This window comes from Rhodopirellula islandica (assembly GCF_001027925.1).
Taxonomy (GTDB): Bacteria; Planctomycetota; Planctomycetia; order Pirellulales; family Pirellulaceae; genus Rhodopirellula; species Rhodopirellula islandica.
This window is the reverse complement of record NZ_LECT01000044.1, coordinates 1-26,899: the sequence shown is the minus strand read 5'-3', so window position 1 is coordinate 26,899 and position 26,899 is coordinate 1. Positions and strand designations below refer to the sequence as shown.

The following is a 26,899-nucleotide window of genomic DNA, read 5'->3' as shown; positions in this document are numbered from 1 at the left end:
AAGGCTCTGCCGGCCGAAGTCATTGAGGACCTGCAAATGCAGGGAGGCATCCGGAATCAAAGAGCGAAGTCCTCTTCAACACATCACGTCAAACTTAAAGCTTGCGCGGCATTGCGCAAGTTTGCTAGGGTTGATCATGTATTGGACAGAAAAGAAAACCGAGTTCTGGTTGACCCACAAAAGCCGAACCCTGACCGACCGACTTGGGAACGCAATCGTTGTCGAGCAATCGCTGTTGTTCTGGGGACAGTACGACTTCCTGGTCGAGGGTGGTCACTTCACCGCGGCACAGCTGATCGAGTTCGGGCACGACACCGTCAAAGAATTTTCACTGCCATTCACGCTTGGTCTCCAAGATGCGGTGGCACATCTTTTCATCGCTTTCAGCGAGGACGAGGAAAGCAGGGACCAGTGAACCCATACGCGAGTTCTGCCGCGACCGAGAAGGCCACTCGAAAAGATTTGGCAGAGGTTGCGAGTGAGTATGCTTGGCTGATCATTGTGATTGGCTGGGTGGCCGGACTGCTCATCCTGGATGCATCGGATGACAATGGCTTTCAGCTTTGGCAAGAGCATTGCCCAATCATGATCCGTCCTCTGCAGTCGCCACAAAGTGTGCTGATCGGCTACTTGCTTCTTTTCTGTTCGTCTTGGATCGCGTTTCTTTTTATTGGCGTGAGCTTCATCTGTGCAGTCTTCTTCTGCGTAGCGAAGGTGGCTGTCGGAACGTTCGTCCTGACCCGCTGGCTCACTCGAAACCTGATTTTCAGCTCATCGTTCATTAATAAGGCCAATCAACGGGACAACGTGTGACGTCCCAAGCGATCTTTGATGAATTCGCTTTTGTCGTAAAAGCATCGCTGCAATACCATTGGCCGATAGCCGGGTCGAAGGACCAACTGCCGCAACTTGGGATCGTCCCGAGCAAAGAACATCTCGATCTCATTGGGAGTCATCAGCGGCTTGTTTCCAATCGCCCACGAAGTCCCCGTGGCGGCGTCTTGCATAACCTGCTCTCGACTGGGTTGATGACTCGATGGCGTGGACGTCAGGGCTTCGCCCAATCGTTTGCTGATGTAGGTCAGTGAAGCCTCGTCGAATCCAGCAAAGGTTTGAAACGTTCCCGCATTGCCCAGGAATGTCTGCCATGACTTTGGATACAGGGCTTGAATCTGCGAAATGTCCTGCAGGATGATCGCCAGCTTCACGCCCAAACCAGCAAACTGTGCGATTGCGATCTCGATGCATTCCAGACGCCCAAGACTGTGGAATTCATCCAAGTAAAAAACGGTCTGGTTGCCCGTGGCTACCGTCTCGGCCTCACAAGCGGAAAGGCAAGTTTGAACAACCAAACGCTTGAATCCTTTCATCGCCTTGTCTCGCATCGCCGGGATCGAAACGTAAAGCGTGAGCGAACCATTCTTCAACTGCCGCGGATTGACCGACGGTCCTCGCAGCACGTTTCGAACCGCTTCAATGCCGATGAATGACAAATGACGCCGCGTCCCCGAAACCATGCTCGAAAACTCATCGCCAGTTCTCGAATAGAACGCGTTTGCCCCGGCGCGAACATAGCCTCCGCCTGCATCGGATTCGAGCATCTCAGTTTCCAGTGCGTACGCATGCGGATCGTTGGGATCTGGCTTGGTCGCCGATGCCATCAGTTCCCAAACCGTGACAAGGTCACGCTGCCCCTCGTAATTCGGATGCGTTGCAACGTGGACACAAAGACAAGCAATGAAGTCCTTGGCACCCGCATCCCAGTGAGGATCTTTCGCTGATTCATTCTCAATCACCAGTGCTTCACTGATCTGCATCGCATCCGCGGTCAGAACCTGGCGATCGGAACGCAACAACTCCTCGATGACGTTGAAGCCGATCCGATAACGGCTTGTACCAGACCCGGAGCACCCGAACGGATCGATCACACCAACGTCTTGCCCGAGTACTTCCGCTCGATAGCCCGCAGTCTCAGCCGCCAAGTCGCCTTTGGGGTCGAGAACCAGATTGGAGGTCGACTTCGGAGCCAGGAAGAGATTGTTGTTGAGAAACGCACGTCCCTTTCCGCCGCGGCTGCCGGCCAAAAGGAAGTGATGGCGGTCGTCGGCCACACCGATCGGAACACCACCATGAACCCACCGCGGTATCCTGCCATCCGCTTGTCGTTTGCCGGTGACAACTTGACCACCAACCACCCCCAAAAACAACTTCGATTCGTGGTTGTGCTTCACGTCCATTCGCATCGACGGGGTCGAAGCAACATACGCAGGATGCTCGAAGTAATTGCTCGGCGGCTGCCCGACGTGTTTCGCAAATTGGCCACGCGGCAGGTCTTCGAGCAGTTCTCCAAAACGCTCGAACTCGCGTTGCGCACTCTTTGACATTAACGATCCCAAGAACAAGTGGCGGCTTTCTCAACGACGAAAAGCGATTGTACCGTGGATTGCGTTTGGCAACTCGGGAGCTCGCGATCATGACGGAATCCAATTTGACTTACCTCGGTGACCGTCACCTCTCTCGGGATACGATTGCAGTTGGTCAGAGCAACATTGCAAGCGAATGGGAGATCACGGTGATCGGTTGTGACCTCGAGCTTCTTCGAAGTTGAATGAGTACCGCCTTAGCACAACCATACTGCAGCAACTACACAAGCAACCAATCGTTCACGCCGCAGGCTTCGACGACGGCGACATATTCATCTTCTTTGAACGTCTGCTTGTGGAGCTTGTTGAAGAATTCGACGCAACGCTCCACCTGAGTTGAGACCGGTGGTCGAAGTCAGACGTTTCCATCTTGAACTCGCAGCGAAATGGAAATTGCATTTGCGTGCTGGTCCATTCCGAGATACAGCTGGCAGGGGTTCTTTGAGAGGGAATCGCTTACGGTTTCAGTCCGTTGAAGAGCGGTGACGAGAAATCAGCATCTGCGTCCGAACGCGTTTGCATTTTCTGAATGACGATTCACCTGCGAAAACTTGCTGAAGTAAATCGAAAGAAAAGCCTCGAGGCAGCTGCAGCGGGCCGTTGGTTTTGGTTCAATGGGGGGGCGCGAGGGCACTGCTGGATGGCAAGTCCGTTTGCCGCAGCGATAGTGGGCCATTTCTCCCTTGTACAACAGGTTAACGTAGATGTCGCACGGTTGGCTTCAGTCGCGTCTGGTTACTCGCTTGCAGTATTTCGCGGCGATCATGCTTGCTTTCATACCCGCTAGCAGAGAGGCTTTCGCCCAGCAGCAGGTCAGCCGTTCGAAAGTGTTCCAGTTGAAGGACCTTGATAACAACGATTCTCTTGACAAAGAGGAGTTTTCGGGTGGTTCGATTGGCAAAATGCGTGAAAGGAGTGACTCCGAGTTTGAGCGAAAAGACCTGAACGGAGATGCGAAATTAACCGTTGACGAGTTCTTAGCAGCGGCAAATTGGACGGAAGAAGAGCGACAGGTGATGCGCCGTGAGGACTTTAAACGGGAAGACAAGGACGAAGATGGGGAACTTAGCCGAGAGCAATTTATCGGCAACAAAGAGGGAGTGAATAAGCGATATGCAGAAGAGATGTTCGCGGTGCTGGATCGCGACAAGGATGGCTCGCTCAACGAAGGTGAGTACGCAGATCGTGCGAACCTGTGGGACTTTCCTCGTATTCAGTTTCAATATCGTGATTCTAATCGAGATGGGGAGTTATCGCTGGAAGAGTTCATTGTCAAAGACATCGGGAAGTCTTGGGAGAGCTCACGCAGAAGTCAGTTCTCGGTGTTCGATGTAGATCGCAATCGAAAATTATCCATTGATGAGTTCGATAAACTTGAGACGGAAGCCACGCGCCGACGCGTCTTGAGTAAACTTCCAAAAGAGCAACGTCTCCTCGCAACCTACGACCTCGACCGCGACAACCTGGTGACGGCGCGTGAGCTCACAGTCGTGCTGGCTGGCGAAGGCAAAACGCCGGAGCATGCTGAGCAACTATTTAGCATTCTTGACGGTGATGGCGACAAGCAACTTGAACAGACAGAGATCAATCGCCTGAGTGAGAAAACACCTCAAATCGAGTTTGCGATTCGGGACGTCGATGGCAGTGGAACCTTGACGCTCGCAGAACAGATCGGCGACAGCCGCGGCAAACCACATGAGAAATGGAGGCGATTGCACTTCGATAGCAGAGACACCGATTACGATGGCGTGTTGTCGATGAACGAATATTCCATACCCGATGGTGACCGGCGGATGCTCTTCGTTCAACGAGACGCAAATAAAGATGGCGAGTTGACATTGGAAGAACAACTTGCCGGTGTTGTGGGCACTCAGTACGAAGAATGGCGGCGACTGAACTTTCGCGGGCACGACCTGGATCGCGACGGGATCACAACACGTGAAGAGTTCATTATCGACGATAAAGACCCTCGCATCGATTTTTCCCGGCGAGACGCCGATGGCGATGGGATCGTGACGCTTGACGAGCACGTCGCTAAGAACCTCGGCAATCCTGGCGAGAAGTGGGATCGCATCTTTTTCCGCTCACACGACTTTGACGATAGCGGAACGTTGTCGTTGGATGAATTCTCCGTTTCAAAGGATGACATTCGAGTTAAGTTTGGGGAGAAAGACGAAGACGGCGATGGATCGCTCAGCCAAGCGGAGTTTCTGGCCAACGCGATTGGCAAGAAGTGGGAGCCGCACGCTCGGCGGACGTTCCAATTGCACGATCAAGATGAAAATGGCTCGCTGTCTTTAAATGAGTTTACAGCGACTGACGAGGAGGCGGCCGAAGAACGACGTATTCGTGGCCTGCCGCCGGAAGAACGTGGCTTTGCAAGGCTGGACAAATCACGGGATTCACGGCTTAGCGAGGACGAGTTCGCGTCGCGTCATGGCGAGTCATCGTTCGTTCAGACCCAGGAGAAACGTTACTTTCGCGTGCTGGATCGGGATCGAAACGGCAGCTTGGATCTAAATGAATTTCTTTCTAAGGACGAGCCGATCCCGCAGGTGATATTTGCCAAACGTGACGCGGATGGCGACGCAATGCTTACCTTCGAGGAATACGCACGCTGGATTCCGCCGCAAGCTCAGCAGGGCGAACAAGTGGTCTTCGATGACTATGACCAAGACAAAGATGCGGCGTTATCGCCAGAGGAGTTTATCCGGCTGGAGAACGGTCGATCCGGTCGCGAGCGTTGGGCGTGGATCGCCGGATTGATCGGTTCGCCGATGAACTGGCTGACGGTCGTCATCGTCATCTTCGATGTCCTGCTAGTGTTCCTGATAGGACGTGCGGTGATTCGCCGGTTGCATGGAAAGAACAAACAGCCAGCCGCGACCGATGTCGCCTCGGAGTCGTGAGATGCTACGTCGCGGTGTTGGGCTGACCGAGGTGTTCTTTCTATGCGGTGCGGCCTGTTTGGTGGTCGGCCTCTTCTTGCCGCAATTATTGAGCGTGCGTGAGTCGGCCAGAAATTGGGGTTGCCAGAACAATCTGCGTCAAATCGGTGTGGCAATGGACGCCTATCACGAAAGACACCTATCGATGCCGAGCGGTTATGCTCCATCGGGCTACACCATTGACTCCGACGGAGCGGAAACGTGGGGATGGAATGAACCATCGTACGCCTGGTCAGCCCTGTTGTTGTCCGATCTAGGGCATCCGGAATTACATGAGTCACTGCAGATTGATAGCGGCGACTTGCCGGTGGCGATTCGTGATCCGGCAAGAGCGAACATGCTGCGTTTCCACGTCGGCGAGTTTCGCTGCGCCAGCGACCGCCTGGGCGAAGCGATGGATTCCGCGCCATTGCCGCGATATCAGCGATCGCTCGATCGAGGTTCCGGTAGTGTGTATGCCGGCGCGTCCAGCTACGTTGGAAGTGCTGGTTACTTTGAACTGCAGCACCCGTTCTATTTGGCTCCGCCGAACCAATGGTCCAAGCAATTCCAGAAAGCCACCGGACGGAACAACGGTCTGTTCTATCCGGCCAGCCGAGTTCATCGACGCCAGATCGTCGACGGAGTGAGCCAAACGATCGCGGTGGGAGAGCGAGCGTGGTATCAGGGTGGCGCAAGCTGGGTTGGGACCGCCAACATTCGAGGCGTTGGCGTCGGAGACGGCGGGATGTGCCTGGGGCGAGTCTGGTGGCGGATCAACGAATTGCCCCAGTCGACCACGTCCGAGATGACAGGCCAGCCCCCGACATTAGTGACTCGCCAGAACGGGCTGACCGTGAGCCGGCCACACACGGCGAGGAACGGCTTTGGTAGCTACCACCTCGGCGGCGGAGCAAACTTCTTGATGGCCGATGGAAGCGTTCGATTTATCGACGACCAAATTGATTTCCACAACACCATTCCAGCCGAAGGAGCCAATCCTCTCGACCCAATTCCTAACATCGACAAACTCGGACTATTTCAGAAGCTTGGTATTCGTAACGACAGCTTGCAGACGAGCGAGCCAGCATCAGGAGCCGGCCCATGAAGCGGTGGAAACGCAACGCAATCATTGCCGGTGTCGTGATCTACGCGTTGGGACTTGCCAGTTGGCTGACGCAAGATCGCATCGTTCGTTTCTTGGATGAACGCAAGCTAGACGATCGCGGATTTGTTCGTCGAGTGTTGATTGACGACAACGGGACCGAGCATCGGTACATCGTCTTCGTTCCGCACGTCGATCCGCCACCGGACTGCGATGGCTATCCGGTCTTCTTCTTCCTTAACGGCCATGGAGAAAACGGCGAGGATGGACTGCTGCAAATTTCGAACAACTTCGGCCGACCGGTTTGGGAAATGCAGCGGGACTTTCCGTTTCTGGCGGTCGCTCCGCAGTGTGCCGAAGGCGGTTCATGGTCGCGTGAGCCCGATCCATCGATTGCGCTCGAAGTTCTAAATACCGTGCTGAGTGATTACCAATGCGATGACGACCGAGTGTATTTGTCGGGAGTTTCTTCCGGCGGTGCCGGTCTGTTTCAAATGCTCGGGGACAATGTCGATCGGTTCGCGGCCGTGGTTTCTGTCGCCGCGACGTCGTACGGCGATACCAACGCAACCGTTGATGTATTGCGGGAAAAGAAACTACCGATTTGGTTGTTTTACAACGGAGGCGACAATCCGGGCGTCGTCAAGCAAAACCGATCGCTAAACGCGGCGTTGCATTCCGCGGGCTGTGACTACCGAGTCACCGAGTACGACCGACCGGGGCATGATACTTGGAACTACGCCTATCGCGACCCCGCGATGTATCGCTGGCTGCTCACCAAATCACGACCGATCAATCAAGCAACGCTAACCTATCAGCCCATCAATTCCCCTGCAGCTTTAGAACCTATCCAAAGATCTGGCTCCCCTCGCCCCGCTTCGGGGAGAGGGGCTGGGGGTGAGGGGCTTTCTGCCACACCCTTAGTAGAAGGCGAGACAACAAGTCCCCAGTCACAGGCCCCATCGTCCAACGCAATGGCGACTAACCTAAAATTGAGTTTCAAAGAACGCCAGGACTTCGATTTGGTCTTCGAAGCCACATTGGCTGAACCGGTTTATCTCATCTTGGACTCCGGTGGTTTGAGCGAACCAGTATCGTCACATCGCCTTTGCGTCGCTCGCCCCGACCAGATCGTTCCGCGAACAACCGCTCAGGACGAACCTCTCGACCTCACAGGCAGCTTTGCGATCCGAGCTGGGCAATGGAACACGGTCAGCGTCTCTCGTAGCGGTGAAGCAGTCACCGCATCGGTCAACGGCTGGCCCATCTGGAGCCTGCCCGATGGAGCGGCAGAATTCACACAACTGAGTATTCAGCATGCGCGTTCCGGCCAGATGGATGTTTCTGAAGAACCGCAATCAACAGCCGCTTTTCGACGTTTGCGATATCGAATGGACAGTGCGAAGTCCGAACCCGTGATCGTCGAGGCAATTACTCCGTCGGAGATCGAAGCCACCGCTATGCGAACCAACCGCGAGAGGATCAAGCCATCAACCATCGAGCTACTGCAAGCCCGCTCCCAGCAAGCCATTGGCGAGCATATTACCTGGAGCAGACAGAGTGCAAGCGAGTTTGTCCGAAGCTTCGCAGATAGCGATTTCGAACGCCGCGTCGAAGTCGCCACAGATCAAACCTACTTTGCTTCACAACGCATTGACGACGATCCGGCGCGAATGAACTTAGCGTTTGCGCGCGGCGATGAAGCCTCGGTCGTCCAGTTCCGGCCATACATGCTCAATATGCCAGAAGCACCATCCGATTTTGCGACAGCGATCGCCAATGGCTTCGCTAATCGTCAACCTCGGCAGCGGAACGTCAAAACCTTCCAACGCTGGATCAAAGCAAATGAGTCAATCGATTTCCTAGACTGCGGCGACCATGGGCTTTCAAAAGCCGTTCGTCGCTCCAATCTTCTCGACGATCCCGCTTCGTGGGCAAGGCTTTCACCAGAGTTTGATCCAACAGACCAAATCGACTCCCTGCACCAATCCGCAGCGTTGTTGTCTCTCGGACGCATCGACATCGAACCATTCGATGTCGACATCACCAACCTGCAACAAGTTGCGTCAGATCAATTCGTCGCCGGTCACAAGTGCGAAGTATTCGAGGAGGTCCATCCCGATGACGATCGATACATCCGGCGATTTTGGATTGACTTGGACGCAGGCGGGCTGATCCGCTGCTACTACGGAAAAGTTATCACTGCGGACGAGTCCATCGAGTTCGAATACGGCCGCCCGCTCCCACCGATGTTCGGTGACGTGTGCATCGAAATCAATTACGACGAGAGCAATAATCCGGCAGGCTGGACAATCGTCAACGGCCAATCGAAGGAGGCACCGATACGATTTGTCGACGTTGCGTCCGCTCAAACAGACGGTGAAACTCCAGCAAATTCAACGGATAGTTCGGAACAGTGTTTTAACGAACCCGATGTGTGGGTCGTCGATAAGGTTGAAAAGCAGCAGTACGTCACGATGGACTCCGGAGAGAGGCAGCGCATCAGGTCAGCATTCGTGCCGTCAGTTAGGCATCTTACCCAGACTGGATCAAACTACCCTTTTTCAACGACTTCAGTTGCTCGCATAGCCGCATGCTTAGCCGGGTTGGTCATGATGGGCATCGGGTTCAGACGTTATCGAACCCCAACAACAACATAACGAAGTTCACGTACCAGGTTTCATTCACCGATCGCGATCGAACCCTAACCAAAGTCGTGGCTGTGTTGGTGCGGCGTAGGCATCGCGAACCTGCTGAGCCGAAAAGATGCGAATTGAGTACCCAGCCCAGCCGACCGGTTCTTGGCTTCGCAGGTAAGCCATAGGGCGGTTGTCAATGAAGTAACGCCGCCCATCGCGGTCGCGAACGGGCCAGGGAAATTCGTAAAGCAGATTAACGCTGACCGCGTAAAGTCCGTCGGGCACCAATTGTTCGTTTGAGTCGTCACGGCGGAACGGCCAGGGCTCGATGTCTTCGATTCCCAAATCAAACGGGTTGTAGTAGTTGTAAAACGCAAGATGAACTGGCGTTTTTAGCGAGTGGCCCTCATCTTGAATCCACTCTTCGAGGAACAGTAGATCCTGCCCCCAATCGATGTTGCTGTTGAGCAAGTGCGATGGCCCGTTTTTCGGACCACCCGCCAGTTCATTGAAGTGCGAAATACTATGGGGATAGACCGCTAAGCTGCTGGCAGTCGTCCAGCTAAGTAGGCAAATCGAAATGAAGCCTATCGCAGTAGACCGCCAACGACGATGGCTGATTGATACCAGCACGGTTCGTCGTCGCCAGATTGCCGAGGCCGTCTCCCAAAGCGAAACGACGTGGCGTGACAGACCGCCGATCCAAATGAAAACGAACGGGACGCATGGTAGAATGTATCGGCTATGGTGGCTGAACCCGAACTTTGAGCTGGCTACCACGAAGATGATCACCGCCGGAGCCAGCAAGATAAGCAAATCCCGCCGGTCGGCTCGCGGACCACAACCGAACAACGAGCCCATCAAAGCCATCAGAATCAGACCGAGCGTCCCCAGCGGAGCCTTCACCAAGATCGCGTATGCGTAGTAGTACCACCAACCTTTTGCCTGATATTCACCACGCAAGTATGATGGCCGACTGAAATTTTCAAAATCTCGCTGCTGCACATCAATGCCGATGACGTAATTGGCTGGAAGAGGAACCGGCACTTCGCCGAGCCAGGTATCGGCAAACCGGTTGCCGCCGATACCGACGTTATCATCGTCGCCGGTAAGCATGTCGCTGACGAATCGGAAGTCTTTCAACTGGGCAAAGCTACCTTCGCCCAAGTAGCCGAGGTTGAGAACGTACAGCCCGATCAACATGCGCAGAATCAACATCCCGGGTTCATCACGCCATCGACGGAACGTCATCGACGGTCGTTCACTCCACCGATACGCGATCCACAGTATCGGCCAAAGCGGATAGAACAGGATCATCGTCGTCTTCGATAACTCGGCCAAGCCAAGCACGAAACCTGTCAGGATGGCCTGCCGCCAAGAAGGTGTTGTCAACCACCGCCAAAACGTATAGCAAGCAGAAAGCCCAAGCGACGTCGCGTGTGCATCCGGTGCAATCATACAGGCATGTCCCAGCACTACCGGCGAGAAACACCAAAGCGTCGCCGCCATCAGTCCGGCCAGATCGCCAAAAAGATCTTTCGCCCAAGCGAAGCAAACCCAGGCACCCAACAGGCTGAACGGGATGAGCGACCAACGAGCCAGGCGGAAATAGAGCAGCGAACGGCTCCCATTGGCTTTAACGAAATCTTCGGCCAGGCCGAATACCGGTCGACCGCCCACATGCTCCTGGTTAACCAACCAATCCTCTTCGTAGCCCTGAAACGTAGCGGGAACCGAGGCCACCAAGCGAATTAGTGGCGGATTGACACGGTACAGCGAAAAATCCCCGGTCTTCCAGTGGTGCGACCCGGCGACTAAGTGACCAGGCTCATTCAGCGTTGGACTTTGCCACCACCCGCTGTACGCCAACAGCATGGTGTGTGCCCCGAGCAGCAATGCAAGGCAAATTTTCAAGTTTCGAAGGGAGAAGTGTTTTCGATTCAATCAGACTTCTCAAACGCGCAGGAGAGCGAACCGTCAACAACCTGCTAAACGGTGATAAAGATGAGACTTCTGATCTTCGCCTAGACGTTTAGGTTAGTCTACCCTATCTGGATGAAGTCGAAACATTGACATTCTGCATCAAAGAGGTTCGTGGGGCGCCTCCCATTTGTCCCAACATGCGTAAGACTACTTTGAATTACATCAGAGTTGAAAGCATAACGATATAGATGTGACCGAAATCGCCAGCGATAAAGATCCCGAGCTAACACAGAAAGCGGCGCGTCGCCGCTTCAACACCGAGCACCAACACTGTATCGCCCTAGAGGCCGAAAGGCAGGCGGCTTTCGCGAGTCGATGACTGTCACCTTTCCCTCTGGGACTACGCCAAAAAGCGAAAAAACTTCCAAAGTGGATGCTTAAATCACGAGGCGAAGGACGCCATCAGGCTACGTTTCCATCCATCGGTCGATTTCCGATTCCCGCTGAACCAGCTCAACTGGGGCCGTTTGCTCAGCTCGAGCGCGGACAAGCAGAACCTGAGGTCCATTTCCGAACATCGCTCGAAGACTAAAGTCACAGGCGTTCCAGTGCCTTGTCAATCCTCAATAGAGCCTTTGCCTTACCCAACTCCACCCCCTCGTGGCTGACCAGCGAAATATAAAAAGAAACTGGCTTAGATTTGACGTCAGATATTTTGAAAGCTAACCTCCAAGTCTCAGAGACTAGAGCATCTCCGTTAAGACCTTGACTTCGAATTGACTCCAATTTCATTAGGTGAACACTCTCGTCAGAAATATTAATGCTAAACTCCCCAATCGCAAGCTTCGAAACCGATGTAACCTTGGCATCTAACGAGAAAGTCCCGCATTGCCCTGTTTCGTCAAACACGATCTCGTCAATAACATCTGGCGAAACTGAGATTGGCGCAACGAGCACCAAAGAGGACTTCAAGACAATATTCGACCTTTCAGAATCCTGCAGCACGACACTGACCGAACGAACCGTAGGGCGATCGACTGCAGGCAACAGCATTGTAATTTTCCGCTGCTCAGCAGGAGTTACAACAACTGCGTCACCTTTCGATAGCTTCTGTTGATCAGCATAAACTGACGCGCAGCTGCAGCTCATTCCCATATACTTGAGCTTTCGAGCAGGGCAGCCTGCATCCCGCAGTGTCAACGGAAAAGTAAAGCAGGTTTCCGAGAGGGTTGAATCGGGTTGAAGCAATCTGTAAATCGTAACAGCCCGGTCTTCAGTCCCAATCAAAGGATCGCATTCTCGCGAACCCCGGATGGGGAAGGCCAGCGTCACGAAAGTAGCGAATACAACAAAAACAATACAGAAAAGCCAGCGATGCCATGCCGGCCCAGCAATCTTATTCACTTCTCTTGCGACCCAGAAAAAGGAAAGCGGCTAAGAGAGCAGCTCCAACTCCAGCGGACAAAGGGAGGAATAATCTTCTGGCCGCGGGTCTTTCAATAACATTTACTGTAGGCTCAGCCATTCGATCAGCCTGCTTGATAACATCGGAATCGCCACGGCTGGCAACATACACCTTAGGTCTTGAGAGGCTTTCCCTGCTGTCTACGACAACCGCCCCCTCATCAACCGGAACCGAAAATGACTCCGGTTCAATAAGTCCATCAATAACCGAGGAGCTAATCAAATTCACCGTTAGCATGGTTAACACATCCTTGCGAAAATCAGCCTTTACAAATAACTGGGGCAGAGGCGACTCTCGGCTATCGTCCACTAGGTTCTCTTGGAAGATCAACCGGCGAAAAAACGGAACTGAACCTTCGTCACCTTCATCCGAACGAACCGTGGCTCTGTAGCTAGCCACGAGTGCAGTATCTCGCTCAATCGAAACCACGGCTTCAGAAACGGTGCCACCCACCACTTCCCTTAAGTCCCCTACGATATACGAACTGGATGACGTGTTTTCTCGGATTTTAATAAGCCGGGAATTACGTTGCGAAAGAACGAAAGACAAGTCACTTATTTTCAGGGATCGCAGACCAAGACCTCCGCTTGGGTACAAAGCTATCTGGGAATTACTGCTTTCTGGACTCTTAAGGTCAGTCGAAAGGATATCAGTGTCGCCAGTTCTGAGTGAACTAAGACTACCTGAGTCATGCTTGTCAACCACCTTCACGCTTGCTCCCCTTAGAAGCAGCCTAGTCGATGACATCGTGCTTTCGTTTGGCGCCAGGTCCTTGTCAAGCGATCGCAGAAACTCGTCCCTCTCGTCCGCAACCATAAGGTTTTTCGCAGCCAAAAGGGCCTCGAATTCAGAAGGGGAAACTGGCTCCGTGGGAGAACGAGAATACCGGAGCAGTAAAACATCAGCAGTCGCAGGCAAGACTCTCCAGTTGGACCAAGTTTGCTCGATTCCCACGGGGGCCTCCGCGCAAGCAGACGGTCCAACAAATAGAATCGCCGATAGGACCACCCCGAGCGGAATCGTGACCCGCCCAGGAGGCTCGAATCTTGAGCAAACGTTTTTAGATGAGAAAGCGTGCATACCTACGAAAGAACTCCGGGACTGCATTTGAAGTGCCAATGCAACCGCTAGGCAGGCTGTGCCAAGCAAGCTGTAAAGCATGGACTAGAATCGAGGACTGAAGGCTTTTTATCCATACACACCCACTGGTAATGCAGTCAACGCCATTAACTTTTACATGCAGAAACAAGTTGTGCACCTCCTGTAACCCTGCGTAGGGGCATGGACCGCATTCCACTTCGTCCTGATGGCTTTACAAAGAAATCAGCGCAACAAAGGCTTTTGACTCCGCTTGGAAACCGCTTGACGCTACGCCCAGTTCGATCGTACGGCAGCCTTGAACCGTTTCGACACGCGTCCTAGGCGGTACTGGAAGATAATAAACACATTCGCACCCGCCGTCCCCGTCTCCGTAACATGTTTCGATTCCTGTAATGATGGTTAAATTCTCTTCAATCGGTTCCCCTTCGTCATCGGTCGTCGAACAGGAGTTATTATACACCGAGTCAACACATGTACCTTCGTCAAAATTTTGGTCGACAAAATCCCCGCAGTGTTCATCTGCGCCGGGCGCCATTCCACAATCTTGCAAAATAGGATTGAACCAACATTCACCCGCGGGGTCAGGGCCTGTAGGATAGGTCTTCGGGGGCTCGCATCTTTGTGGTGACTCTTGTGCGGAAATCGCCGCTTTCCACAATACAGCGGCGCATATTCCCAGGGCCAAGCACAGAACCTTTGATTTTTTCGAGTGCGACATAATTTTTTACTGTAAGAGCAACTAAAACCTATAGAAGACCGAACCGATTGGATGCTCCCACTTTCGCACCCAAATGCCCAAACGACATCTTTAGCAAGAGCAATCCTGAAGGAGGGCCGCTTCTGGAATCGCTGCTGCTACGGCAGTCTATTGCACGAGGTGCAGTTCGGTCAACCGCTGGGAATTCTCGCTGAGGTGTGGGGCGTGCCAAAACGCTGATTATTGGCTTGAAGGGCTTTGTTCCGGTGCCTCCGAAGAAAACCGATGTCACAAGCCAGCAACACGCAGTTTGGGGCAATCGACTAAATCGCTCCGGTGAGTTCGACGTGTCGGTCGCCCTGTCCGGTGCCTGCGAGAACGTTCAATCAAGTTCGCGACACGCGTTGTCTTCCTGCGACACGCGTTCGTGCGGGTTCGTTGTCATCGCGATAGTTGCAAATATACGGTAACCTTGGCGGACGGCAGATCCTGAAATAAACGTTCAGAACATGGGCAGGTTTCAAAGCAATGCTTTTCGATGCGGGGCGGATCTGCCTAAGCGTTCTTCTGATGCTGACTGCTGCGTTGAAAATGCTTGGTGCGTCAGCGGTTCTGGGGTCGGGCGGTTTGCTCGCATCGCCGGTGCGGCTTTCGCTTGCGGTTGGGTTTGAGGTGTTCGCCGCAGTATTGATCGCGATGGCACCGCCACGCTTTGCCCATCGTTTTGCTTTGCTGGTGTTTTCCGCGCTTGCTTGCATCGCTGCGTGGGCGTGGTTGACTCAAGCCGACTGCGGCTGTTTCGGGGCACGAACACCGAAGGGTGTGCCTTTGATCGTCGACCTGGCGGTAGTTGGGCTGCTGCTTTGCAGTCGCGGGCTGGGACAGCATCAACTTCGCGAAGGCTTTAATCTTCTGCGACGCCACTTGTTTATGCCGGCTGGCATTGCAGTTACCGCTGGTTTGCTCGCCGCTGGTGGGACGATGTGGCAGATTGAGCGGATCAGTAGCCCTAACGAAATTCCGACGTGGTTTGGCGATAACCTGATCGGGATGTGGTTTCCGCTACTCTGTGACGAGAAATTTGCCGAAGCCATGCCTGCGACGGGCGATGCATTAGTTGTGATGCTAAGGCCAGATTGTGAGCATTGCCGCGAGGTGGCGGCAGAGTGGGAATCTCGGAACGCAGGCCAACGCGATGCATTGAGCGTGATCGGTATTTCCGTAGCGGAGGGCCGATGGACCGTCATGCCGAACGAGGTTTCGCCGATGCCGATTGGTGCGGGCGATGAATTTGTGATCACTTGGGAGGACACCGAAGAACCCTTCATCGCCGCACCGACTTTTATTGCTGTGCGGGACCGAATTGTCGTCGGCGTTGCGACCGGTAAGGATGCGTCCGAATTGATTGAAACAAACGACTGGATCCGAAAGTTGTTTGGTGCTGCCGATGAATAGCGACGCCGATGCAATTAGTGCGACTTGCGAGGCCAGCGATGGACGCAGAAGATTGTTCCTAAAACTGTTTCTGGTCTGGCTCGCTGCGGATGTTGTTCTTTGGTTCGCGCCCGGTCTGTGGGAATCCGGTCAGCAATCGCTGGCCGACTGGCGTATCGAGCAGAAGGCGTCCCGTTACGAAACGAAGGGCTTTGCTGCACCTGGACAAGCAAAGGCCACTCTGCCCTACCTGCTTTTCCGGCCCGATTTGCAAGCAGCCCAAAAAGCGCCGCTGATTATCGTGCTGCACGGGTCGGGGGAACGGGGCAACGATTGCCGTGCTCAATTGAGCACCTTGGGCACCTTCCTCGTCGAACCATCATTCCAGTCGTCGCAGCCTTGTTACGTGATCGCCCCGCAATGCCCTGAGAATCTAAATTGGCGATCGAGCGGTCCGCTCGATATTCAAAGTGCGGTGCTTGGGATCATCATGGAACTGGTCGAATCAGAAGCGGTCGACGAGTCTCGGATCTATCTGGTGGGATACTCGATGGGAGCCTACGGTTGTTGGCACTACCTAGCGGAGATGCCGGATCGATTCGCCGGCTGCATTGCCGTCGCCGGCGGTGGTGATCCGAGCGCGGCGGACGCGATCGCCCGCACTCCCGTCTGGGCTATCCACGGTGAAAACGATGGCGTCGTTCCTCCCGAGCAATCGCAGGAAATGGTCGACGCGGCCTTGGCCGCAAACGGAAAAGCTAAGTTGACCATTCTGGAGAACGTTGGCCACAACAGTTTTCAAGTTGTCAGGCAGCCTTCGAATAAGTACCTTGAATGGCTGTTCAAGCAGTGACAACCTGAGGGGAGGAAGAGTGAGTCATTACAAATGCCGGTCGCAGCTACGAGCCAAACACGCATTCACTCTTGTTGAACTATTGGTGGTGATAAGCATCATCGGTGTCTTAGTGGCGATCACCGTACCTGCGGTTCAATCCGCACGTGAGGCAATGCGCCGTTCAAGTTGCCAAAACAACCTGCGTCAACTCGCATTGGGCCTGCATAACTACCAGACCGCATTCAAGTCGCTGCCGCCTCCCGTCGTTATGACCCGAGAGATTCATCTCGTGCCAGTTTGCGGGTCCGCAACGATTTTACCTGCAGCAAATATTTGGCATGAAGCTGCCCAAGGAGACGGGCATCATGGGACAAGCTGGATCCTGGCGTTGCTGCCCCACGTTGAGCTAGCGTCTGCATACGAGAAGTGGGATTTTTCGACGAGTGTTGTGGGAAACGAATCGGTTGCTCGGCTGGACCTTCCAATTCTTTACTGCCCCTCGAGACGCAGTTCGGTAGACAATCCCACAATCATGTTCCGCGGTTGGCTTTCTGGCGGAAATGACTATGGTGCCTGCCTAGGCTCGACGAATGGTTACCACAACTGCGGCTCTCACGAACTCTGGCAGACGGACTACCAAGGACGAACCTTTTCTGAATTCAAAGGCATCTTCTACAAAATGAATCACGGAACGAAGTTCTCTGAGATCCTAGATGGTTTGTCCCAAACAGTAATGCTTGGAGAGCTTCAGCGTCTCGATGACGGAGATTACGAAACGACCAGTCACGATGGTTGGGCCACAGGCGGAGTCTCAACACACTTTTCTCTATGCGGTGACGGTTGCAGATCACCAAACAAGCCTCATTTCGAAACGCCAGGCAGCCATCATACTGGTGGTCTAAATATTGTGACCGCCGACGGTGCGGTTCGGTTCACTACAGATTCAATCGAGCTGGACTTGCTAGAGGCGATTGGAGGAATGGCCGACGCATCAACCCGGCAACTCGAATAGTATCGTTCGCTTGTAATTCGGCTTCAGATCTACAGGTGGGATCTAGATCACAAGCGGATTGCTAGCGAAGGCTGCAAGTTGTTGCGATCAAGCCTTTTTCTTTGGGACGAGTTTTTACCGCTGGTAGACGTCAGAACGTTTTCCATTTAACCGCCAAAGCCTTCTCCGATACAGATCGGAGGTCTGTGACTGGATCAAGATGCTCAGCAACCAACGTTAAGCTGTCGATCAGCTACCCTGGGCCGCGATCGCCTGCTGCAATAAAAATTTCGTGTTTTGGCTGAGATGAGCGTAGTTGTTGATCATCCGCGTGTCCTTGTGCCCCATCAAATGGGAAAGTGACACCGTATCCACGGATCGGATCAACGCATTCGTTGCGTAACTGTGCCGGGCGCCGTATGCGATTACTCGGAAACCAACTTTTCGGCTAATCCTCCTAAGCCTGCAAACCACGGCGTCTTTCGTCCACGCATTTCCGCGGCTATTCAGAAAAATCGGCCCTGTCGGATGAAGCTTGATTAACCTTTGAGCGATGTTTTTCGCCTCTGGTGCCATGAAAATGACGCGGGAATCGGCCTCACCTTTGGACTCGATCGGGGGAAAGATGACGAGGTCTTCGTGCACATGCCGGGCTTCCATGGTGCGTGCTTCTTTTGGGCGGCATCCTGTGCTCCATAGAAAATCGATCAAATCAATCAGCGGACCAGTCGCATGAGCTTTGATCTGGATCCACTGTTCGGCTGTGTAGACGATTTCTCGCCGCTTCATCTTCGGCTTCTTGATGCCGGCAATCGGATTAGACGAGAGGTGGCCTTCACGGACGGCCCAGTTCAACATTCGGCCGACGATCGAAATGGCATCGTGGCGGCTGCTGGAATTCCAACTGTCCTTGTTCGTCCACTGGGTCAAGTGAAACGGCTTGAGTCCCACCGGTTTGAGCCGCTTGCCAACACTGCCAATGAAGCTGGCAAGATAGTGCTTGTGCTTGTCGTAGGTGTTGGCTTTGCGGTTCGCTTGCACCCAGTCGAGATAGGCTTGGGACAGATCGTAGAGCGTGTCAGACGAAACCGTCAGGCACTCTTGATCGGCCATCATCTCGTAGAATTTCGTGAACGCGGCTTCACGGTCTTTACCGAGATTGAATTGCTTTCCGCCGGTGGAGAAGTACCAGGTTTTGGTTTGCTTGCGGAAGTAGGGTTTTGGTTTGCGTGGCATAGGTTCCCTCTGGAATCGTGCACTGATACGTGCATTCTCAGAGTGGAAGTGCCTAAAAGCAAGCAATTTCGATGGTTTCTCGATGCCGTGTGAAAGCAGCGCTCTAACCAACTGAGCTAATCGCCCGAAGGGCCTGATTCCGCTGCGAGTGGGACTCGCGGCGGAATCAGGGGCTTCGTGGCGGAAAGATTAACTTCCGCGCCGCGGTGTGACAAGAGTCGATTGCCGGATGGGGGATGGTTGGTGGGTGAGCGCGGGAATCTCCGCAGGATGACCGGTCCCTCGCTGACGCGGTCGGGTTGGGAGTGAACAATTGATTTGCCCTGGGGACACGAGGCGGGAGGTTGGGGATACACTGCTCGCCATGAACTTTTCGGATCCCTCTCGCTCGACTGAATCACCTCCCTCGGGGATGGCTGGTGGCCGCACGGATGATCGGTACGAGCTGGTTGATTTTGGTGCCGGGCGGAAATTGGAACGGGTTGCAGGTCGATTGATCGATCGACCTTCGCCCGCCGCGGAGGGTCACGCCAGCAGGCAACGAGCGCGGTGGAAGGTGGTGGCCAGCCGTTTCGACGAAAATGAAAAACGTTGGAATCATCGGGTGGAGTGGACACCGGGACGCAGCGTGGAGTGTGGCGGATTCCGGATGCCGGTCGCGCCGACTCCCGCTGGGCACATCGGCGTCTTCCCGGAACAACAGTCCAATTGGGATTGGCTGCGAACGCATGCGTTGCCAGAGATCTCGGCCGACGATCGCCCGAAGGCTCTGAATTTGTTCGCTTACACGGGGGCGTCCACGATGGCGCTGGTGTCGGCGGGCTTCGTGGTCGCTCATGTGGACGCGGCCAAACCGAACGTGCAATCGGCTCGCGACGCGGCCAAGGTGAATGGATGGGAGGATCCACCGATCCGGTTCTTGGTCGATGATGCGGTCAAGTTCACCGCTCGAGAAGTCCGCCGCGAAAATCGCTATCACACGATTGTGATGGACCCGCCGGCGTACGGGCACGGTCCCAGCGGCAAGGCGTGGCGATTGGCTCGCGATGTGTGGCCGTTGATCGACGACAGCCTGAAGTTGCTGGAACCGGATGCGTTTCGATTGCTGATCACGGGGCATTCGCCGGACGTGACTCAGGTCGATGTGCAGACGTACTTGGCGGAGAGAATTCCGAGCGTGGTCCGACCAGGAGGGACGCTCCAGTTCGAGACCGGGCGATTGCGGTTGCCAGATCAGGCAGGCCGGAAACTGGACGCGGGGTTCTTTGTTCGCGTTTGGAACGAACGCTAGTTGTGTCGGTGGCCGTGGGATGCCCTGCAGGGGGCCTGGTCCCTCGCTGACGCATTCGGGTTGGGATAGCATCAGCCAACACGGTGAATGAACGCTAGCGAAGTCGGTCGAGCGATCTTGCTGACGCGGCGGGTTGGGACGGGAGGATTGCCCCTGTGCAGCGAGTGGAAAAGCCGGGGCGAAGCCTGTTAGGCAGGTAGGCAGGAGTCTTTCGGCATTTGGACTGTTTGGGTAAGCGTCGTTGCTCCCACGTCCAACCGGGGTGAACGCCGAATGGCTCACATGATGATGCCCGATCATTCCTGCCGACCTGCTTAGGCTTCGTTGTTGCTGGGCGGGGCCGTGGTCGTGGGTTGGGCCGTGGTGGTCGCGGGCGTGGGTTCGCAGTGATCCATGTAGTCGAGCTGCACGCGAACGATCTCTTTGGTGCATTCGAAGAAGGCGTCCAAGACGTCGGGATCGAAGTGGGTGCCGCGGCCTTCTTCCAGGATGGAGAAGCACTTCTCGCGGGGCATGGCTTTTTTGTAGGGCCGTTCGGCGGAGAGTGCGTCGAACACATCGGCGACGGCGGTGATTCGGCCTTCGAGTGGGATATCGTTTCCGGCCAATCCGAGCGGGTATCCCGAACCGTCAAATTTCTCGTGGTGGGTTTGCGCGATGCTGGCGGCCAGTCGCATGAGCGCGCTGCCGTTGCTGAGCATGTCGGCGCCGAGCTCGACGTGGGTTCGCATCCGGCGAGCATCGGTGCTGGTGTGGGGTTGGATGATTTGGTGCCCGAATTTGACGTGATTTTGGATCACATCGAACTCTTCTGGTTCAAGTTTGCCAGGCTTCAACAGGATCGCATCGGGGATGGCGATCTTGCCCACGTCGTGCAGCTGCGCGGCCATTTCGATGTCGCGAACAAACCAATCGGGCAATCCCATTCCGGCGGCGATGATTCCGGCGAAGCGTCCCACTCGGATCACATGGTTGCCGGTGTCGTTGTCACGCATTTCGGCGGCGCGAGCCAAGCAGTAAATGACTTCGCGACGGGAGGCTTCGAGTTCCCGGGTGCGTTGTTCGACTTTGAGTTCGAGTTCAGCGGCGTGGTGTTGCAGTCGGTCTTGGAAGTTTTTGTTTTGCAGTGAGTTGCGAACGCGAGGCGTCAAATCCATTGGGTCGACGGGTTTGAGCAAAAAGTCGGTCGCGCCCAATTCCAAGCACACCAATTTGATTCGTTCGTCGGTGTTGGCGGTGAGGATCAACACGGGCAGGTGTTTGAAACGGGGGTCTTGTCGAACCCGCTCCAAGACTTGGATGCCATCGACGTTGGGCATGTTGATGTCGAGCAACAGCACATCTGGCATGCTGGTTTCGAGGATCCGAAACGCCGACGTGGAATCGGTCGTGGTTTCAAAGTCGCGGTAGCCGGCTCGTTCCAGGTACTTCTTCACGACCAGGACATTGGCGATCTCATCGTCCACAATCATGACCTTGCCGGGCAACGCCGCGACAGGCTTGGCTGAGTTTCCTTGCGGGAGAACACCATGACTTCCTGGGACAACCGGCGCGCTGAAGATGGCGGTGTCGGTGGAGGTGCTAGGAGCATGCATTGAGTTTGTTCCGAAGGAAGCGGTTTCAAAACGTGGTGAAACAGATGTCGTTCCTAAACATGCCTCACGGCGTGCAGCGAACGATCAAGCGATTGAAAATGTCGCGGATTGCTTTTTGCCCCCCGACCGACCTGTGCGGTTACAACGGTTGCAGCGGTGCAGGGAAACGAGTGTGCGAAGGCGCTGATGCCTGGGGAACTTCCGGTTCGTGGGATCAAACGGTGTGTGGCACGGGGCCTGGAAGAATCATGCGGCGACGCACGGCCTCGATTTGTGACAGACAGGACTCGCATTCGTCGAAATTGGACGCCAGTGCGGCATCAATCAATTCCCGTGATGGTTGGGTCAAGTCGCCATAGCCGACTGTTCCGCCGGCTCCCTTCAGCCAGTGAGCGCTGAGTCCCAATTCCTCAAATCGTTCGGAGTGCAATTCTGATCGCATGTCCTTCAATCGTGCATCGAGTCGCACGATGAAGTCCGAGACGATGGCATGGAAATCAGGGTCTTCCAGGGGCAGGGTGCAGTGAATCGGATTGACGATTTGCATCGGATCCAGGGGAGTGTGGGACGCGTCGGTCAAGCCGTCTGCGTCGGGTGGGGACAGCGTGTCCATTCCCGGGATCATGATCCGACTGTGCAATTCGCGGATTTGTTGAAGGATCGATTGGGCGTTGCCGGCCGATTCGTCCTTGGCGGCTTGTTCCAACGTGCGTGCGGGTTGAGTGAAGACGTCCAGGCCAACCGTTCCCCCGGCACCTTTGAGCCAGTGGGCTTCGCCGTGAACGAAATCGAACTTGGCCTCTTCGATGGCCCGTTCAATGCCGTCCAAGCGTGCTTGCAGACGCGAGACAAAGTCGCCGGCGATGGCGCGGAAGTCTTCGTCGTCCATCGGCAAGGTCGGCACAATCGCGGACGATGAGAGTGTGGTGGTGGCGGGAGTGACTGGTGTCAACGGCAGCGATGCGATGCCACTCAGCCCGCTGTGAGCCAAGCGAGACGTTGTTTCAGGGGAGAGGACATTGGGGGATGACAGAACATTGGCGTTGGTCAAGGTTCCTGGGTCGACCGGGCCGAGGTACTCCGAAACCATTTGCAGCAACTCGTCCAAGTTGACCGGTTTGGTGAGGAAGTCGTCGCAACCGGCATCGATGCATTTTTCACGGTCACCACGCATGGCGTTCCCGGTCAGGGCAATGACGGGAGTTTTGTCCTCTTGTGCTCGCAGTTGTCGAGTGGCGGAGTACCCGTCCAGGACCGGCATTTGCATGTCCATCAACACGAGTGCGTACGGATCGCTGGCTTGATGGCCTTGTTCGATCATCTCGAGGGCTTCTTGTCCGTGTTCGGCGGTCAACACCACCGCACCGGCCCGTTTGAGCACCAACTCGATCAAGCGGCGGTTGGCTTCCCCGTCGTCGACGACCAGGACGCGTTTGGAAGGCAAACGCAGCAATTCGGAATTGACTTCACCGGCCGATTTCTCTTGTGCCAAGCGAGTCAATTCTTCGGGGCTGATCATGTCCTGCAGATTGGCGACGCTGGTTGGGATTTCGACGCGGAAGGTGCTGCCGATGCCAACTTCGCTGTGCACCGTCAACGCTCCGCCCATGGCTTCGGCCAACCGGCGGCTGATGGAAAGCCCCAGCCCGGTGCCGCCGAACTTGCGCGTCGTGGAGCTGTCGGCCTGCACAAACGAGTCAAAGATTTTGGCTTGTTGATTCGGCGTCATTCCGATCCCCGTGTCGATGATGTCGACTCGAATGATGGGGTCGAAGCCTTCGATGGAGTTCGAAGGTGTCTTCAGCAAGGAGGTCACAATGGAGACGGAACCGCTTTCGGTGAACTTGATCGCATTGCCGACCAAGTTGGTGACGACCTGGCGCAGTCGGGTCGGGTCGGACTGGATCGTTCGCGGGATGGCGGTCCGGAAATCGACTTTCAGTTCCAGGCCTTGCTCATCGGCTTTGACCTTCAAGGTGTTGGCAACATCGGTGACGATGTCGTCGAGATTGGTGTCGATCGATTCGACTTGCAGGTGTCCCGATTCGATCTTGGACAGATCCAAGATGTCGTTGATCAGTTCCAACAGGTGGGCGCCGGAGCGGTGGATCATGTTCAGGTGGTCAACCGCTTCATCACCGCTGGAAACCAACCCTCGGCGCAGCACATCGGTGAAACCGAGGACGGCGTTGAGCGGCGTGCGAATCTCGTGACTCATGTTGGCCAGGAAGTCACTCTTGGCCGCGTTGGCGTTTTCCGCGGCGTCACGGGCTTTTGCCAGTGCGACTTTGTTTTCTTCGATCAGGGTGATGTCTTCGAAGGTGACCAGGTAACCTTGGCCTGCGATCGGAGTGCAGTTGACGCTGAACGTCAGCATGCGACCGCTGTTGTCGTATTGAAGGATTCGATCCATGACCGAATCATCGTTCTGCTTGGCTTCTTCCCAGGGCAACAATTCATTGCTGTCGGCGAGCGCTTGCCATTCCAGGTCGTCGATCTTTTTGCCGGTCATCTCCGCAGGTTCTTGCGAGAGCAATTGGTTCAGGCGCCGGTTGGTGAACAGGATTCGGCCTCGTGAATTGAGCAGGACCAATCCGACCGTGATCGTGTCCAATGCGTTTTCAACGTGGGTGGGGACGGCACCGGAGGGATCCAGGCTTTCCAGCGTCTTCTTCAGGAAGAACGAAAACTGAATCAGGCAGGCGGGGATCAGAACGATCAACAACCAAGCGGGGGCCCAGTAGTTCAGACCAAACAGACCGCCGGTGGAGGCAAACGCAACCTGCAGTTCGCCCCACTGCTTGCCGTAGCGAAACACCGGGACACGCATCTGATTGACGTCGTCTTCGAGGCTTTCGTCCCAGAAGTCGTCGTGTTCCCCGGCAGAGACAAGCAGTTGTCCTTCACTGGAAACCAAGCCAATCGAGTTGATCTGCGGGTCTCGGTGAACGACCGATTCCAGGGTGACCCGCAACGAATCGACTTGCCCATGACTGGCCATGGCGGTGCCGCTGATCGCCAACGACTCGCACAATCGCGCACGGCCGTGCAGGATTTCTTCCTGTTCATTGGGGAAGAAACCGGCGGCACTGGCAACCAGCAGACTGCCAGCCATCAGACCGACCAGACCGAGTGAAATCCGAATGCGAATCGGGATACGCTGATAGAGGCTCATCATTCGTCTGTCATCGCTTTATCGTGGCGGTCCATGAGTTCTTCGAGAGTTTCTCCGTCACCGTTTCCAGAGAACCCTTGCATGATCAACAACGGGTCCACGGCACTCCAGGCGGGCATGTGGGCGATCAAACCTGATAACAGCAATCCACTTCGCAGTGCCCAGGCAACGACACCCACGGTCACACTGGAGGCGGCTGCACCGGCGGTGCCGACCACGATCAAGTCACCATTGATTTGTGAGTTGACCTTTTGTTGGTAGTTGTCCAGTTGGTCCCACATCTCACCCGGTTGGCTCATCAGGGCGTAATCAATGGATGTCATGGTGGCACCATCGGAGCCAAAGTCGAAATCCAGATCCAAACGTTGGATGCGTCCGCTCGAGTGGCCCAGTGCAAGTTGCGTGCTCGCGAATTCGTGCTCGCGTTCAGCAGCTTCGTTCGCAAGCCGAGCCTCGTTGACACTGGCGTTCATGCGTTCGAGTTCCGACGATGTCTCTTCGGCACCAGCCGATTGGGATCCTGGTTGCCCGCTTCCATCCGGGCCGGTGACAGCATTGGGAATGCCGACTGGGACGTCGGTTGATTCCGCTTCGGAATCGGATTCGGATTCCGAATCGCTGGAACTGTCTTCGGAATCGTCTTTGCTATCGGAATCGGATTCGGAATCCGTTTGGTCGCTATCAGACGCATCCGAATTGGACCCTGACCCATCATCCGGCGATGGTGGTGCAGGAGGCGTCGGGATGGTGGGAATGGGGAGGAAGGTCAGGGTGGCCGTCGCAGCAGCACTGTGTTGGCGTCCGTCGTGCGACGTCCATTCAAAGGTGATGGAACCAATGAATCCAGGAGGCGGCGTGAAGGTGAATCCGCCGTTGGTGCGCAGGTCCAAGGTGCCAATGGATGGGCCTGAATGAAGGTGAGCCGTCAGCGTTTGACCATCCACGTCGTCGGATAGCCCCGCAAACACGGAGGCAGGTATCTCCATGGTCTGGCCGACAAACGAACTGTTTTGCCAGTTGTTGAGCGTCGGTGGTGTGTTCGTGGTGGTGACTTGGATCTGCAGCGTTTGCGTGTCTTCCGGACCACCACCCAGGCTGGCGTCATCCAGGTCGATGGTCACGTCCAAGTTTGGGTTCGTGATGGCGTCGAGTGCGACTCCCGCTTTGAGTCTCAGTTCTGTTCCAATCACTTCAAACAACGCGGCATCATCGCCACGGAGTGAAAAGGTTTCAGATCCGATCGCATCGTCTGTGATCAACAAGTCCGCTACTTTGAGCCCGCTCGACAAATCCTCGTCTTCGGTCACCAAGGTCAGAGGGGAATCCAAGGTGAAGCTGGGGGCTTCGTTGACGTCGGTGACCGTCAACGTGAAGTTGGTCGATGAGTCGATGCCCGCGCCAAGCGAGGTGTCGTTGACATTGACGGTCACGTTCAGGGCGGGTTTTGATTCGTAGTCGAGGGCCGAGTCACCGGTCCAGAACAATTCGGTGCCGTCGATTTCAAACAGCCCGGCGTCGGTGCCTGACAGCGACAGCGTGTTCGTGCCGGTTCCATCATCGGTGAGGATGATGTCGGCCATCTTGATGCGTGAACCGGTGGCGGTGGATTCCGGCAACGAGTCGCCGCTCTGGCTCAGCGAAACGACCGGGGCGGTGTTCACATCGGTGACGTTGATCGAAAACGCTTGGCTGTCGTCCGGCGTGTTACCCACCGTGTTGTCGTCCACGGAAACGGTGACATCGAGGACGCTGTTGCTGTCAAAGTCGAGCGTGGCGTTGTCAATCAACCAGAGCTCTGTGCCATCAATGCGGAACAAGGCCGCATCGGCTCCGACTAGCGCAAGCGTTTCGGTGCCGAGGGCATCATCCGTGACGACGATGTCAGCGACCTTCATGCCGGACGACAGGTCCGCACTTTCGCTGATCGTGGTGACTTGATTGGCCAGACCGAGCGTGGGGGCTTCATTGACGTCGGTGACGGTCAACGTGAAGTTGGTCGATGAGTCGATGCCCGCGCCCAGCGCGGTGTCGTCGACATTGACGGTCACGTTCAGGGCGGGTT

General features: G+C 55.2%; 17 protein-coding genes. 9 read left to right on the top strand and 8 right to left on the bottom strand.

What is annotated here, in order from left to right:
* Window positions 1-136 precede the first annotated feature (136 nt).
* Window positions 137-415 (top strand): hypothetical protein, encoded by a 279-nt coding sequence (locus RISK_RS21245; protein ID WP_047816350.1) that lies wholly within the window; start codon window positions 137-139, stop codon window positions 413-415.
* Window positions 412-813, top strand: coding sequence for a hypothetical protein (locus RISK_RS21240; RefSeq protein ID WP_047816349.1), 402 nt, complete (start codon window positions 412-414; stop codon window positions 811-813). The genes RISK_RS21245 and RISK_RS21240 overlap by 4 nt, the downstream gene beginning before the upstream one ends.
* On the opposite strand, the gene RISK_RS21235 is transcribed toward RISK_RS21240, so the two are convergent.
* Window positions 795-2,384, bottom strand: coding sequence for a type IV secretory system conjugative DNA transfer family protein (locus tag RISK_RS21235; RefSeq protein ID WP_047816348.1), 1,590 nt, complete (start codon window positions 2,382-2,384; stop codon window positions 795-797). The genes RISK_RS21240 and RISK_RS21235 overlap by 19 nt on opposite strands.
* Window positions 2,385-3,127: 743 nt before the next feature.
* Between RISK_RS21235 and RISK_RS21230 the strand changes: the two genes are divergently transcribed.
* The 3 genes from RISK_RS21230 to RISK_RS21220 all read left to right on the top strand — a co-directional run bounded on the left by RISK_RS21230 (window position 3,128) and on the right by RISK_RS21220 (window position 9,115).
* Complete coding sequence (locus tag RISK_RS21230) at window positions 3,128-5,332, top strand: EF-hand domain-containing protein (protein ID WP_047816347.1); 2,205 nt, start codon at window positions 3,128-3,130, stop codon at window positions 5,330-5,332.
* Between the two features lies 1 nt (window position 5,333).
* Complete coding sequence (locus RISK_RS21225; RefSeq protein WP_160311477.1) at window positions 5,334-6,458, top strand: DUF1559 domain-containing protein; 1,125 nt, start codon at window positions 5,334-5,336, stop codon at window positions 6,456-6,458.
* Between the two features lie 524 nt (window positions 6,459-6,982).
* A complete protein-coding gene (locus RISK_RS21220; protein ID WP_150122658.1) occupies window positions 6,983-9,115 on the top strand; it encodes a hypothetical protein in 2,133 nt (710 codons plus the stop codon).
* Between the two features lie 24 nt (window positions 9,116-9,139).
* Here the strand turns inward: RISK_RS21220 and RISK_RS21215 are convergent, their stop codons facing one another.
* The 3 genes from RISK_RS21215 to RISK_RS32310 form a co-directional block, all read right to left on the bottom strand.
* Window positions 9,140-11,038 carry an ArnT family glycosyltransferase gene (locus RISK_RS21215; RefSeq protein ID WP_047816344.1) on the bottom strand — a complete coding sequence of 633 codons (1,899 nt, stop codon included), beginning with the start codon at window positions 11,036-11,038 and terminating at the stop codon, window positions 9,140-9,142.
* A 573-nt stretch (window positions 11,039-11,611) separates the two neighbouring features.
* Window positions 11,612-12,421, bottom strand: a complete 810-nt coding sequence (locus RISK_RS21210) for a hypothetical protein (RefSeq protein WP_047816343.1) — start codon at window positions 12,419-12,421, stop codon at window positions 11,612-11,614.
* Window positions 12,414-13,400, bottom strand: a complete 987-nt coding sequence (locus RISK_RS32310; RefSeq protein WP_160311476.1) for a hypothetical protein — start codon at window positions 13,398-13,400, stop codon at window positions 12,414-12,416. The genes RISK_RS21210 and RISK_RS32310 overlap by 8 nt, the downstream gene beginning before the upstream one ends.
* Window positions 13,401-14,808: 1,408 nt before the next feature.
* Between RISK_RS32310 and RISK_RS21200 the strand changes: the two genes are divergently transcribed.
* From RISK_RS21200 to RISK_RS21190, 3 genes are read left to right on the top strand one after another with little or no spacing between them, the layout of a single operon-like run.
* Window positions 14,809-15,735: a MauE/DoxX family redox-associated membrane protein gene (locus RISK_RS21200; protein WP_150122656.1), complete on the top strand. Its 927-nt coding sequence runs from the start codon at window positions 14,809-14,811 to the stop codon at window positions 15,733-15,735.
* A complete protein-coding gene (locus RISK_RS28400) occupies window positions 15,719-16,567 on the top strand; it encodes a carboxylesterase family protein (RefSeq protein WP_053061259.1) in 849 nt (282 codons plus the stop codon). The genes RISK_RS21200 and RISK_RS28400 overlap by 17 nt, the downstream gene beginning before the upstream one ends.
* Window positions 16,568-16,586: 19 nt before the next feature.
* On the top strand, window positions 16,587-17,561 hold the full coding sequence (locus RISK_RS21190) for a DUF1559 family PulG-like putative transporter (RefSeq protein ID WP_160311475.1): 975 nt from the start codon (window positions 16,587-16,589) through the stop codon (window positions 17,559-17,561).
* A 228-nt stretch (window positions 17,562-17,789) separates the two neighbouring features.
* Here the strand turns inward: RISK_RS21190 and RISK_RS21185 are convergent, their stop codons facing one another.
* On the bottom strand, window positions 17,790-18,887 hold the full coding sequence (locus tag RISK_RS21185; protein WP_236696539.1) for a tyrosine-type recombinase/integrase: 1,098 nt from the start codon (window positions 18,885-18,887) through the stop codon (window positions 17,790-17,792).
* A gap of 253 nt (window positions 18,888-19,140) precedes the next feature.
* On the opposite strand from RISK_RS21185, the gene RISK_RS21180 reads away from it, so the two are divergent.
* Window positions 19,141-20,067 carry a class I SAM-dependent methyltransferase gene (locus RISK_RS21180; RefSeq protein ID WP_047816338.1) on the top strand — a complete coding sequence of 309 codons (927 nt, stop codon included), beginning with the start codon at window positions 19,141-19,143 and terminating at the stop codon, window positions 20,065-20,067.
* Window positions 20,068-20,381: 314 nt separating this feature from the next.
* On the opposite strand, the gene RISK_RS21175 is transcribed toward RISK_RS21180, so the two are convergent.
* The 3 genes from RISK_RS21175 to RISK_RS21165 form a co-directional block, all read right to left on the bottom strand.
* Complete coding sequence (locus tag RISK_RS21175; protein ID WP_047816337.1) at window positions 20,382-21,662, bottom strand: HD domain-containing phosphohydrolase; 1,281 nt, start codon at window positions 21,660-21,662, stop codon at window positions 20,382-20,384.
* 214 nt (window positions 21,663-21,876) lie between these two features.
* Complete coding sequence (locus tag RISK_RS21170; RefSeq protein WP_047816336.1) at window positions 21,877-24,840, bottom strand: response regulator; 2,964 nt, start codon at window positions 24,838-24,840, stop codon at window positions 21,877-21,879.
* Window positions 24,837-26,899: Ig-like domain-containing protein (locus RISK_RS21165; protein WP_047816335.1), on the bottom strand; the 2,063-nt coding region annotated here is incomplete at its 5' end. The genes RISK_RS21170 and RISK_RS21165, both read right to left, overlap by 4 nt.